This is a genomic window from Bacteroides togonis (assembly GCF_900130135.1).
GTDB classification, from domain to species: Bacteria; Bacteroidota; Bacteroidia; order Bacteroidales; family Bacteroidaceae; genus Bacteroides; species Bacteroides pullorum.
In genome coordinates, this window is sequence record NZ_LT670820.1 from 1,471,238 (window position 1) to 1,484,069 (window position 12,832).

General features: G+C 42.8%; 15 protein-coding genes and 1 pseudogene. 14 read left to right on the forward strand and 2 right to left on the reverse strand.

The window, feature by feature from the left end:
* The first annotated feature begins 54 nt into the window (after positions 1-54).
* The 14 genes and pseudogenes from BQ8005_RS06420 to BQ8005_RS06485 all read left to right on the forward strand — a co-directional run bounded on the left by BQ8005_RS06420 (position 55) and on the right by BQ8005_RS06485 (position 11,033).
* A complete protein-coding gene (locus BQ8005_RS06420) occupies positions 55-1,002 on the forward strand; it encodes a toprim domain-containing protein (protein ID WP_075317480.1) in 948 nt (315 codons plus the stop codon).
* A 273-nt stretch (positions 1,003-1,275) separates the two neighbouring features.
* Positions 1,276-1,749 (forward strand): hypothetical protein, encoded by a 474-nt coding sequence (locus BQ8005_RS06425; RefSeq protein WP_075317481.1) that lies wholly within the window; start codon positions 1,276-1,278, stop codon positions 1,747-1,749.
* The gene (locus tag BQ8005_RS06430) at positions 1,730-2,083 is read left to right on the forward strand and encodes a DUF4134 domain-containing protein (RefSeq protein ID WP_083610511.1); all 354 of its coding nucleotides are present in this window, start codon (positions 1,730-1,732) and stop codon (positions 2,081-2,083) included. The genes BQ8005_RS06425 and BQ8005_RS06430 overlap by 20 nt, the downstream gene beginning before the upstream one ends.
* Before the next feature lie 70 nt (positions 2,084-2,153).
* Positions 2,154-2,510, forward strand: a complete 357-nt coding sequence (locus tag BQ8005_RS06435) for a DUF4134 domain-containing protein (RefSeq protein ID WP_018667712.1) — start codon at positions 2,154-2,156, stop codon at positions 2,508-2,510.
* Between the two features lie 27 nt (positions 2,511-2,537).
* Entirely contained in the window at positions 2,538-2,840 is a 303-nt protein-coding gene (locus BQ8005_RS06440; protein WP_075317483.1) for a DUF4133 domain-containing protein, read from the forward strand.
* 154 nt (positions 2,841-2,994) lie between these two features.
* A pseudogene (locus BQ8005_RS06445) lies at positions 2,995-4,392 on the forward strand (TraG/VirB4 family ATPase); the annotation flags it as partial.
* Positions 4,393-4,650: 258 nt separating this feature from the next.
* Positions 4,651-5,376, forward strand: a complete 726-nt coding sequence (locus BQ8005_RS06450; RefSeq protein WP_075317485.1) for a helix-turn-helix domain-containing protein — start codon at positions 4,651-4,653, stop codon at positions 5,374-5,376.
* A gap of 318 nt (positions 5,377-5,694) precedes the next feature.
* Positions 5,695-6,834: a site-specific integrase gene (locus BQ8005_RS06455; RefSeq protein ID WP_075317486.1), complete on the forward strand. Its 1,140-nt coding sequence runs from the start codon at positions 5,695-5,697 to the stop codon at positions 6,832-6,834.
* 25 nt (positions 6,835-6,859) lie between these two features.
* Positions 6,860-7,297, forward strand: coding sequence for a helix-turn-helix domain-containing protein (locus BQ8005_RS06460; RefSeq protein WP_075317487.1), 438 nt, complete (start codon positions 6,860-6,862; stop codon positions 7,295-7,297).
* A 111-nt stretch (positions 7,298-7,408) separates the two neighbouring features.
* Positions 7,409-8,251, forward strand: a complete 843-nt coding sequence (locus tag BQ8005_RS06465; RefSeq protein WP_075317488.1) for a hypothetical protein — start codon at positions 7,409-7,411, stop codon at positions 8,249-8,251.
* A gap of 229 nt (positions 8,252-8,480) precedes the next feature.
* Positions 8,481-8,876 carry a plasmid mobilization protein gene (locus tag BQ8005_RS06470; protein ID WP_075317489.1) on the forward strand — a complete coding sequence of 132 codons (396 nt, stop codon included), beginning with the start codon at positions 8,481-8,483 and terminating at the stop codon, positions 8,874-8,876.
* A 35-nt stretch (positions 8,877-8,911) separates the two neighbouring features.
* On the forward strand, positions 8,912-10,138 hold the full coding sequence (locus tag BQ8005_RS06475; protein WP_234984009.1) for a relaxase/mobilization nuclease domain-containing protein: 1,227 nt from the start codon (positions 8,912-8,914) through the stop codon (positions 10,136-10,138).
* A 19-nt stretch (positions 10,139-10,157) separates the two neighbouring features.
* On the forward strand, positions 10,158-10,706 hold the full coding sequence (locus BQ8005_RS06480) for a hypothetical protein (protein WP_075317491.1): 549 nt from the start codon (positions 10,158-10,160) through the stop codon (positions 10,704-10,706).
* Between the two features lie 21 nt (positions 10,707-10,727).
* A complete protein-coding gene (locus BQ8005_RS06485) occupies positions 10,728-11,033 on the forward strand; it encodes a hypothetical protein (RefSeq protein WP_008665449.1) in 306 nt (101 codons plus the stop codon).
* Positions 11,034-11,109: 76 nt separating this feature from the next.
* On the opposite strand, the gene BQ8005_RS06490 is transcribed toward BQ8005_RS06485, so the two are convergent.
* Positions 11,110-11,841 (reverse strand): hypothetical protein, encoded by a 732-nt coding sequence (locus tag BQ8005_RS06490; protein ID WP_008665451.1) that lies wholly within the window; start codon positions 11,839-11,841, stop codon positions 11,110-11,112.
* 1 nt (position 11,842) lies between these two features.
* Positions 11,843-12,832, reverse strand: coding sequence for a PD-(D/E)XK motif protein (locus BQ8005_RS06495; protein ID WP_008665453.1), 990 nt, complete (start codon positions 12,830-12,832; stop codon positions 11,843-11,845).

Sequence of the window (12,832 nt, forward strand, 5' to 3'; positions counted from 1 at the left end):
GGTATATATATATATTAAACTAATATGAATCCCATAATATATTATTGATACGCCATGACTATAGAGGAAATCAAATCAGTCAGTATTGTGCAGTTCCTAGAAACCGAAGGTTATCAGTATGCCTATATCCACCGAGGTAATTACTGGTATCTATCTCCCTTTAGAGCTGAATCATCTCCTTCTTTCAATGTCAGTCCTACAAAAAATCTTTGGAATGACTTTGGAGCCAACTCAGGAGGAAACATTATAAATCTTGTTCAGAAGATGCACCCTTCATGGAATAATCATCAAGTCCTGATTTATCTTGAACAACAGATTAAGAACCATAACCTCAAATATGCTGAAGATTATGAAGCTATTACCAAAGAACAACAAAGAAGAAAAGAATGGAAACAGAGTCAGGTAACAGAAAGAACAAAGGAGAGAAACTGCATTACTTTCGTTGATCGTATTTGCAAACTCTGTCATCCCAATCTGAAAAGTTATATTTTACAAAGACGTGTTGATTTCGAAATTGCTCAGGAATACTGCAAGGAAATACATTATCATATCTATGATAAACATTACTACGCCATCGCCTTTGAGAATATTGAAGGTGGTATGGAGATCAGAAACAAGTATTCCAAGCGGAGTATTGGTAAGAAAACCATATCCATCATAAGAACAAATGGCGAGTCACATCCTGAGTGTTGTATATTTGAAGGGCTATTTGACATGCTCACTTATGCAAGTCTAAAAAAATGGATGATGGACATACAGCTTTACGTTGAGTGTGAGTGCGATTATATTGTTCTTAATTCTATCAGCAATATCAAAACAGCACTTCCATATCTTCAGAATTATAATGTAATCCACTGCTATCTTGATAATGATGCTGCCGGTGCAGCGACCATAAAGAAAATCAAGGATGAATATCAAGACAAAGTAGTAATTGATGAATCCATAAGATACCCAAACTTCAAAGATCTAAACGATGTCATCAATGGAATAGTAAAGGAGTAACAAAAATAATCAGTCTGTTCTATTAGTTTAAGGAGGTTTCCAACAGGAGAGCCTCCTTTTTTTGTCATGTTTTTATTCCAATAGTATGATTTTTATCAGAATATCATACTTCCAAACAAATGTATGTTAATACTGAAGTCTAAATCGGCATATTTTTATCGGAATACCATAAAACTCTTTTTCTTTGTCATATCACAGGAGCAGATTGGTTTCCAATTTTATCTTCTGAGTATGAATCATATTTATAATAACAAATTAAAATCAGATTGAGAAATGCCAGGATTTGTAATATTCGTATTCGTCCTCACCTTTGCGTATGTAGTTTACTTTTCAGTAATGATTACCCTTGATCTTCATAGTAAGAAAGACGAAAAGAAAACGGATGAAGAGACCATTGATGTAAGCAGCATGAGTAATGAAGAAGTACCAGTTTCCGTAGAAGAGCATATTGATGGTCCTGAAGGTGGTGACATAACATATACAGAACAAGTAACAGATGACGGCCTTCGCGTAGTCATTCCTACAGGCAATAAGCAGACCAACAATCCACCTCCTGAAGAGGAAGAATCTAAATCCACAAAACAGACTACTACAAGTGTAGAACTCAATAAGGAAAACGAAGAGAACATGGAAGAGATAGAGCCAGTTTCCCAATACAGTTTCTATCCAGATGAATTCATGCAAAATCTCAACGATAAACACAACAAAAGAAAAATAGAGAAAAGGAATGCTATCGATAAACTGTAAAATCAATCAATTGTTTTTTATTGCCAGCTTCGGCTTCATGCTCCTCCAGCCTCAGTCGGTTTTAGCTAAATGCGGTGGTGTTGACTACAGCTGGGGAGCTGACGCATTGAGCAATGCCCATGATTTTACAGTCACAATGATGCTCTATGTCGTATATCTTCTTTATGCTATTGCATCCATAGTAGCAATTATAGGAGCTTTACAAATCTATATCAAAATGAATACCGGTGAAGGAGATGTGACCAAATCAATAATGATGCTGGTTGGAGCTTGCCTGTTTATGATTGGAGCAACTATCATTTTCCCTGCATTCTTTGGCTATAATATTGTATAAAAGTAAAAAATAAATAACCAAGCAAGTAAGGATAACGTGTCTAATTTTTTAACTGTAAAACAACAAAAAAATGAAGAAAATCAAGAATTTAACCAAAAGGATTTTCAATGCTAAACGTATTGGAACACTGGCCATGTTGCTCTTTTGCGGAGTAGCAGCCACTTATGCTCAGAATGCTGCCGGAGACTACACAGCCGGAACAAATGCTTTGACTACAGTTACGGAAGAAATAGCAAAGTACGTTCCATACGTGGTGAAGCTTTGTTATGCCATAGCCGGTGTTGTTGCCGTTGTCGGTGCCATCAGCGTTTACATTGCAATGAACAATGAAGAGCAGGACGTCAAAAAAAAGATCATGATGGTTGTTGGTGCATGTATCTTCCTTGTAGCTGCTGCACAGGCTTTGCCTTTGTTCTTTGGTATCTAACTATTATCCAAGCGATATGGATTCATCATGACAAAGGAATCGAGCAATCATCAATACGTCAGCTATCCCATGTTTAAGGGACTTCAGAAACCCCTTGAATTTATGGGATTCCAAGGCAGGTATATCACCTGGGCTGCGGCAACTGTAGGTGGAGGTATTCTCAGCTTTATCATAGTATATTGCATCCTCGGATTTATTGCCGGACTCATCGTCCTTGCTGCAACTCTATGCACCGGTGCTGCACTTATCTTTTTCAAACAAAGGAAAGGATTACACACCAAGAAAGAGGAACATGGCGTATTCATCTATGCCAATGCACATAAGATGTAATCGGACAACATGATAAATGAGCAAGAGAGTTGGATTTTGAACAGTGTGTGGTTAGGCTCACCCTCCCGTTAGGATGAGCCTAACATAGTTTATACGACAACTCTCAGATTGTGAACGTAACTGATAAGTAATCGAATAATAAATTCAAAGAACAATGATTCTATACGTCATCTTAACATTTGTGGCAATCCTTATTGGTATGGCTATCTCAGTCATGGCTTTCGGTACTGGAGGGAAACGCAAGAAAATCTTCCAGAATATCTACTTCTCTTTGGAAGAGGTCAACGGTATCGGGGTGCTTTACACCAAGACCGGTGAATACTCGGCCATTCTGAAGATGGAAAACCCGGTACAGAAATATTCGGCAGACATTGACAGTTACTACGAGTTCAATCATCTCTTCACTGCCCTTGCACAGACTTTAGGTGATGGATATGCCATCCACAAACAAGATATATTCATCCGCAAGAAGTTTCATGACGATAGTAATGATAATCATGAATTTCTGTCGGAATCATATTTCAACTATTTCACAGGTCGTACCTATACCGACTGTCAGAGCTACATGATTATTACTCAGGAAAACAAGAAGAGCAATCTTTTTTCATTTGACAGCAAGAAATGGCGTGATTTCATGGTAAAGATACGCAAGGTCAAAGACCAGTTGAGAGACTCCGGTGTGGATGCCCAATTTCTTGATGGCAATAAAGCCCGTGATTACGTAGACCGCTATTTCTCTATGAACTTCACGGACAAAAATTTGTCGATGAACAATTTCAAGGTAGATGACGAAGCTATTACCATGGGTGATAGAAGATGCAAGATATATAGTCTCGTGGATGTGGACTGCATCAACATCCCCTCTCTGGTACGTCCGTTTACGAACATTGAGGTGAACAATGTTTCCATGCCAGTAGACATGGTATCATTGTTAGACAGCATACCGTCAGCTGAGGTGGTCGTGTATAACCAGATGCTCTTCATTCCCAACCAGAAAAAAGAGCTTTCTCAGCTTGAAAAGAAAAAAAACCGCCATGCAAGTATGCCCAATCCAAGCAACCAGATTGCCGTGGAGGACATTAAAAATGTACAGGATGTTATCGCAAGAGAAAACAAACAGTTGGTGTATACCCATTTCAATCTTATCGTTGGAGTACCCATCGATACGGATATTCAGCGATGTACCAATCATCTGGAGAATCTATTCAGCAAGTTGGGAATCCACATCAGTAAACAGTCGTACAATCAGTTGGAGCTTTTTGTCAATTCATTCCCTGGAAATTGTTATTCCACCAATCCTGAATACGACCGTTTTCTGACCCTTAGTGATGCAGCAGCATGTCTTATGTATAAGGAAAGGATTCAGCATAGCGAAGAAACACCGCTGAAAATATACTACACCGACAGACAGGGAGTCCCTGTTGCAATAGACATCAGTGGTAAGGAAGGCAAGAACAAGATTACAGATAACTCGAATTTTTTCTGTCTGGGTCCTTCTGGCAGTGGTAAAAGCTTCCACATGCATGTCATATGGACTAAAACGCATCGAAAAGAACTCCAAACAAAACTTAGAAAAGCGTCATAAAACGCTCATTTTCAATACATATTCATTAACATAACGCTCCAACCGCCTATTGCGAGTTTCATCCGTTTATAGTAATTTTGTACCACGGTTGTACCATGGGCAGAGGGACACACGGTTCTTAATGAGGGTTCTTATTTCCTCTTATTTCCCCTTGTTTCCTCTTAAAAGTTTCCGTCAAGGACCATCCCCCATGAGTCACTTCAAAATTCAAAAATAACGGTAAAAATGAATACTACAACTCGCATTCCGATCGTGCTGATGTCAGTAGAGGAAACAGCACAGGCAGTAAGCATCAGCGTCAAGACAGTACGCAGTCTTATTCGTCAAGGCAGGCTCAGAGCCGTAAATTTAGGTACGCGCATGACAAGGATCTATTTGCAAGACCTTCTTGAAATAGCCAAGGAACAAGGTTTTCAGGTGGTTCTCCCTTCTTCCCTATCGTTAGAAGGGACAACTTCCAAGAATGCACAAAGGTTGAAAGATGCCGAGACAGGGGCAGTCAACAAGTTGGCAAAGTGTCGCAAGACTCCCAGAGCTGGTGAAAGAGCACCTGATGGAGTAACTCACGACACCCATTACACAATGGCAGAGGTGTTGAGCAACTATAATATCAAGTATGGCAGATTCTATGAAGTCCGCAACCGCTACCAACTCCAATCAGTCCATGCATGGGGTACGACATGCTTCAAGAAAGAAGATGTAGAGAGGGTCATCGGGCTTTACAATGAAGAACAGGGAAAGAACATTTCCGATGACTGGTACACCTGCTTCGACATCATGAAGCTTTACGGATTGGGCAAGACACAGGTACGCAGATTTGCAGAAACTCATGGAGTGAGAATCCGAAAGTTCAAAGGCGGAAGAGCCAACTACTATCTGAAAGCAGATTGGGAGGCAGCACGCAAGAAGGCAGAGAAAAGCAGTACTTCGACCAAGGCAAAGCGGAAGTGAGAAACAAACTCATATACGACCCATGCCGTTGCAAATGGTCTAAAACTGCTATCATTGACGGGCGAAACAAACCCCAAACGCAGAGAAACGGATATAAGATAAAATGTGCTACTGAAACCCCATTTAAGTCCGATTTTTAGCGTAAAATCATACTCAAAAGCAAATTCAGGTTAAATTCAGACAGTATTTGAAGCCATCATTACTTTTCTCTTTTCACGGCAATCTAACTTTGCATCGGATTTGAGAGTTAAGACGTTGCAACAAAGGCTATTCGCATCCACAGATACATATCATAAACAATAATAAAATAGTAACAATATGACAAACATTTGTACAAAGGTCACCGTGCGGAGACGACCTATTAAGAACGGACAGACTTCCCTCTATTTGGATTTCTATCCTCCAGTCCGCAACCCGAAGACAGGCAAGCTCTCACGCAGGGAGTACCTTGGTCTTTACATCTACACCAACCCTGTTGAACGCTTCCAGCAGGAGTATAACAAGAGTATGATTCAGAAAGCGGAAATAATCAAGTGCCGCAGGACTGAGTCCATCATCAATGAGGAATATGGCTTCCTCGACCGCAACAAGGGCAAGGAGTGTTTTTTGGAATACTTCAAGAACCTCATGATTGAACGTGGCAGCAGCCAGAACTGGGCAACCGCCTACATGCACTTCCACAACTACACCCATGGTGAGTGTCGTTTCTGTGACCTTACAGTTCCGTACTGCCAGGGGTTTCTTGACTACCTGCTGTCGGATGCCTGTATGCACAATGGCAAACGCATGATGGGTACGACTGCCAACAACAACCTTACCAAGTTGAAGTGCATCCTTGCCATTGCTTACGAAGACGGACTGCTCAAAGAGAACATTGCCAAGAAACTTGTGCGTGCCAAGGCTCATGGCAACAAGCGGCAGTTCCTCACCAAGGAAGAACTGTTGCAGTTGTCTCAGACTCCATGCAAGAGTGATGTCCTTCGCCGTGCTGGTCTCTTCTCCTGCCTCACTGGTCTTCGCCTCTCTGATTGCATCAGACTCCAGTGGGAGAACATCGTCAAGTTGGCTGATGGCGGCTGGGGAATGGACATTATCACAAAGAAGACTTCCACCGCTGCAATCCTGCCTATCAGCGAAGAGGCTCTGCAACTATGTGGTGAGCGAGGCACTGGGCAGGTATTCAAGAACCTCACGAACAGTACAGTGACATTGTACCTCAAACCGTGGATAAAGGCTTCCGGCATCGAGAAGCACATCACATTCCACTGCTTCCGACATACCTTCGCCACTTTACAACTGGCAGAGGGAACAGACATCTACACCGTGAGCAAGCTGCTTACCCATAGCAATCTTGCCACTACTCAGGTGTATGCCGATGTGGTGGACGAACTCAAACGTGATGCGGCAGAACGTATCTCGCTCAAAATACCAACCAAAGCAGAGAGTGACCAGACATAAGTGAATAACATAATCAGGATAACAAATGGAAGATAACAAATCACTATCGTTCGACCAACTGCCCAGCGCAGTTGGCGAACTTCTGACGAAGGTCAATACAATGATGACTCGTCTTGATGACATTGGTCAGAGAATAGGCAATGCTCCGAACGAGGATAACCATGTTCTTATGGACATCAGAGAGGCAAGTGCCTTTGTACGAAAGAAGGTCTCTTCGCTCTATGCTTACACATCCGAGAGGCGCATCCCTTTCTACAAGAGAGGCAACACGCTTTACTTCTTCAAAGACCAGCTGATAAAATGGATTGAGTCAGGTGGCTCTTGGGATAAGCCCTACGAACCGACCCAGGAGGAACAGGCAGACTTCGAGGCTCATCTGGCATTGTTGCAGAAGAGCAAGAAGAACAAGCCTGCCTCCATGAAGAAGGACAAGGAAGCGAGATTACCCAATGGAGAAGAATGACATGATGGATAATAGACTTATGGTATCTACTTTTTTTACGAAAGGGAAAAGAATAACCATTCATTCTCTCTTTGCTGAGTAATCCGTTTCACTTATAACCAGTTTTTCAAGATGAGTAACCAAAGCATAAAATACGGAATCCTGCTGACCAAGGAGCAGCTCGATTTCTTGAAGGATGACAGGCAGGGCTTCCACCGCATGACCGCCTTCGACACTTTTGTATCAATGGCTTCCATCAAGCCGAGTGTTTATCGGAAGACAGGCTTCTCCGCTTCACTCTCCATAGGGCAGTTTGCAATCTCCACGGTTGAATTGTCTGCCCTCTGGAAGTGTGACCGCAAGACAGTGGCAAAGGTGGTGGAACTGTTCAATCAGGTGGGTATTCTCTCAACCGAGAGGAACAACCGCACCTCCATTCATACGATACTCTGCATCGCCTTTTGGTACGTTGACGGCATCAAGGAAGCCGTCAAGAACCCCTTCTATAACCGTCAAGTCGTGACTTCCGCCACCCAAGAGAAACCGGTGTCCGATGTCCCATCCGATACCGCTTACTCTTCGGGAAGCAATCTTTCCAATGGCACAGGGCAGCAGAAAGACAGCAGCGTCAATCCTGCCACTGCTGACATTCAGCAGCCCCATGTTCCAGCCTCTTATAATACTGCTTCCCCTTCCGTTAATTCTCATGTCATCGGGGACGAACTTTCAGATCCTTCTCCGATACCACAAGACTTCAAACGAAGGGAAGAGAAAGGTGATACCTGTTTTGAGTATGAGGTTGGACAGCCGTCAGAAGATGATTACAACCAAGGCGAAGATACTCCATCTGTTGAACTGCTGCCGTCTCCTGTCTATGATGACGAGGGCTGTCTCTTGCAGCCTCCAGCCGATGAAAGTCTCAACGAGGAGAACACGGAGTGGCAAGACGCACACAACACCCCAAGGCACTCATGATGCCATTTCTCCTTTTCCCTTATTTCAACTATTGACAGTCATAACAGACACGCTATCCAGGAGCCGCCACCTCTATTAGCCGTAGTTTTTTCGGAGGTCTAAACAAGAAGTACCAGTGTCAGACGGTTTCGCTTCGCCCACCGCTTCCTACTGGCATTCTTGAATGTTCGCAGGCTCACATTGGCTGTCCTGTTATATCAGAGTATAAACTTTACAAACCCCATTTACAATGGCAAAAGTCAAGAATAACAACACGGAGAAGACCTCAATGAAGAGACCTCCGAAGACCAGACACATTGACGTTCGTTTCACAGAAGAAGAATACGATGAGGTGGTGCATAATGCCCGATTGTCAGGCAGGAGCAAGAGCACCTATCTCCATGACTTAGGCATCGGTCACAAGCCGTCCCTACCCATGACCGAAGGGCAGGAGGAAGCCTTGAAGGGCTTAATCGGGGCAAGGTCTGAACTGGTTTATGTGCGCAATGCGCTTCATGCCCTGCCACAGACCGAGAGATTGAAACTCTTCAAGAGAGCCGACTTCATGGAGCGTTGGCTACAAGGCATCAACACCCTGATAGAGGAACTGAGCCGCATTAGGGACAAATTCCTAAATATGTTATGATAGCTAAAGCATCAGCAATTCAGCATGGTCAGGCAATGACCAATTACGCAACCAAAAACAACCGTGCTGACATCATCAAGACCAACCATCTTAGCGAAGGTCTGCCCCCTATGGGCATGTGGGACGAAATGGTTCTGCATCAGTCCATGTTCAAGCAGAGGTACGCCAAGAAGCCCATTGAACTGACGTCCATCCGCTTTGAGCTTTCACCATCTGAGGAAGAGGCACGGAACTGGTCGATGGAAGACTGGAGGAGATTCCTTGACGAGTTCATCCGTGAGATGGATGGCATCTCCAAGGTGAACCACATAGGGAAGAAGAAGGGCAAGGCTGCAACTTCGGTCAAGCCGACCAACATCGCCAACTCGCAGTATTTTGCCGCCCTTCACCGTGACTCCAGGAGTGGCATTCCCCACCTGCATCTGGTGGTGAACCGCATCGACATGGATGGCAATCTCAATGATGTGAGGTTCATCGGTGAGCGTGCCGTGATGGCTGCGAAAGCCGTCAATCAGCGTCATGGCTGGAAGGATGCCATGGAGATTCGTCAGGAGCGTATTGCAGAGGTGACCAAAGCGTGTATGGATGTGCTGCGCTCAATGCCGTTCTTTGACTGGGATGAATATGCCGACCGATTGAAGGCAAAGGGATATGACATCGAACTAATCCGTGACAAGACTGGTCAAGGCAGGGTGCATGGCTATCGCTTCAAGTTCGGCAGAACGACCATCAAGGCATCAGAACTTGGTGTAGGCAGGAATCTCACCGCATCGAAAATCGGGAATACTTTCCGTAAGCTGCACCCACAGACAACCCCTGTTGCAGTTGGTCAAAGACCTGCTTCTTCTGTTCCAAGCGCTACTACATTGGACAGCCGAAATACGGCATTTTCAAGTGGTCAGTCTCGGACAGTCGTTGATGGCAGACTTGTCCTTCCTGCCAAATTGAGAAAGATTATTGAGGTTGATGGCGAGCGTTTCAACATAGTCATGCAAAGAACCGCATACGATACGATGAACAGTTGTATCGAAGTCCCTGAGAATGGATCTGCAAGCCACACTGACATTCTGAATGTGGCTATGTTGCTCTTCATGAACTATCTCGATGCTGCCACATCAATGTCTGAGTCCTGTGGTGGCGGTGGCAGTCCTGGCAGTGGTTGGGGACGTGATAAGGACGATGATGACCGTGATTGGGCAAGACGCTGCGTAATACAAGCAAACAGACTCTGTAAGCCGATAAAGAGAGGCATGAGACGATAACTTTTCAAACAAGAACGGTATGGGAAGAAACAAGAAGGATGCCACACAGGATGTGCTTAACCTGTATAATCAGATGCAGGAGGACGAGAACACCGAGAGTGGCAAGGAAGAAATCAAAGTGACCCTGGAAGAGATTGAATCAGCCAAGAAAGCACTCTATGAGGCAAAGGAGGAACTGGGCAATGTCTATAGGAGGTTGGAATCAACGAGAATGGCACTTGTGGCTGCCCACAGGAGTACGGACAACATCGTGGATGGAATATGCCATGCCATAGTAAGGGCTGAGCAAAGCAACCTCAAAGTAGGCATCAACGATGAAGGACTTGCCCAATTGGACGAGCGGAACAACACCGCCATTTCAGCTTTCAAGCAAGCCCTTGACGAGCATGAGAAGCGGATAAAGGAGTTGTTCGCTCACCAGCAGAAGGAACTCAAACGAATCCGCAATATCGAGGAGGGTGCATACTTCAACGGTCGCACCTATGCCTGGATGTTCGGCTTGGCTTTTGTAAGTTGGGCAATCATCTTGGTTGAAATAACCATTTGGATATGTATCAAACTTTTTTAGCAAACTCAAAACATCAGAATCATGACAGACAACGAATACAGCAAAACAAGAAAAGCCGCTGCCGATGCCCTTATCTACTGGGCAAAGACAGGCATGAGACAGTTCACCATGCGGGACGCAGTAAACGACTATCTGGAGGCGAGCGGTGCTAACCGCCCCTCCATCGGTGGCGAAGAGACCATCCTCGCACATCGTAAAATTGCCACCAGTCGTCTGACTATCGACTGCATCTATGCGTTGACAAGGTCAGAACTTACAAAAATAGATAGGGAACTTGAAGCAATTGCCAATGATATTCCAAAGGAGAGAAATGGGCTAAAACGCTAAAAGAACGACAACCGACTTATTATAGGATGTCATTTATAATAAGTCGGTTACAGATGAATAACATACCATTATTTCACTATTTATGGTCGCATTTCATATCCTCGTTTAAAACATTAAATTGTACATTTTTCACAAGGTTTGCCCAATCTCTAAATTTCATTTGTGGTAAATCACCATAAAACTGTTGCGTCACCTTTATTGCCTCTAATGTATGAGGTGTATCTGTATTGAGAAGCGGTTTAAGTTTCTGTAGCAACGTCTTATCGGTGATATTGTTTATTTTACCATCAACGATGATGTCTTTTTCATCTTCACTTCCTGTAGGTTTTCCAAAGAATGAATCAATAGACCGGAAGAAGGTTATTATATCTTTCCTTTTGAACAATACAGGTGTATCTCCATTTTTAAGTTCTTTTCTTAAAAATTCGCCAGAAACGACTTCTTCTTGAAAATAACTTCTGGAATAGAAAGACACACTCTTCCTTTCGTTTAATCTTTGTTTGGCTGTGTGGTAATTCCAACAGACAATTACATCATTGACACTGTCATATCCAAGAAAGACAAAAGGAATCGCAGAATGTTTGATTTCTTCAAAATCTTCCCTAACAGGCAACTGAGCTCTTGTAGTATCTGGTCTTGTCTTGAAATATGCAGACGAAAGATTTTTAACATAGATATAGAATTCCCTTCCCCCTATCTCCATTAAAAAAGGCTGGATGCCATTCTTATATACAAAATCTGGGGCAGCCTCAAACACATTGAGCAGGAGTTGAAGCAATGTCTCTGGTAAAATCTTCTCTGTTTTCATTTCACAAGGCTTTAAATAATTCACTTTTGGGATATGCTACAGATGGTACTTCGACAGACTTCACAGAGGATAAATTACAATCATAATGGATGTTATCTATCTCTTCAGGAATACTACAACTATCTATACACGGGATATCGTTTATATCGAAGAGTCGGTAGGAATCACACGCCAACGCATAATCAAAACAACATTCATGCGCTTTGTCAAAATCAGCACCTAACGTTTTTGTTATGACATCTATTAGTTTAAATCGTAAGTCTGGTTCATTCAGCTTAGATTCGATAGATTCCCTCAAATCATGAATGCTTTTCCCCATTCCGGATTGAACTATTTGGATTGAGGCGATAACAACATTTGACCCTTTGTTTGGTGTAAGTTGGTTATGAGAAAAATGATGAATTCTATTGTTTCGAGAAGTACTCTTAACTTCTATTTTGTCAGTTCCATCATTGAAATCAAATGTATCTATGGCTGATGTGTGCCATGATTTAACCAAATATTTAGGGTTGTTTGCTCTTTCAATCACAAACAATTCCGCCCATAATCCTTGAATTGTTTTCAAAGGAGGTGCTGAAAAACGCCTAAATAAGTCTATTATCTTCTGTATTTCTGTCAATAACACCTGCTGTGATGGAGTCTCACCAATCTTTTCCAATACGATACATACTATATCAAGAAAATATCTAACATAGTCAGGCAAGTCGGTCTTTAAGGTTATTACTGTATAATAACTCTCAATGATGTTTTTGGGGGCATTGTTTTTCTTTAGCCTACACAATTCGTTGAATTGTACAGACATCATTTCCAAGTTGATGTTTGGAACTTTATCGGTTATTGTACTTTGTATGAAGAACATAGGTCTTCCCTCCCTATCAATACCAAGTTTATGTGCCTTTATGGGTGGAATGTTAGCTACTGTGTAACAATTCTCAGTTAAAGAATCGTTACACAATAACTTTTTGAATATTTGATGAATCGTATTCTTCAT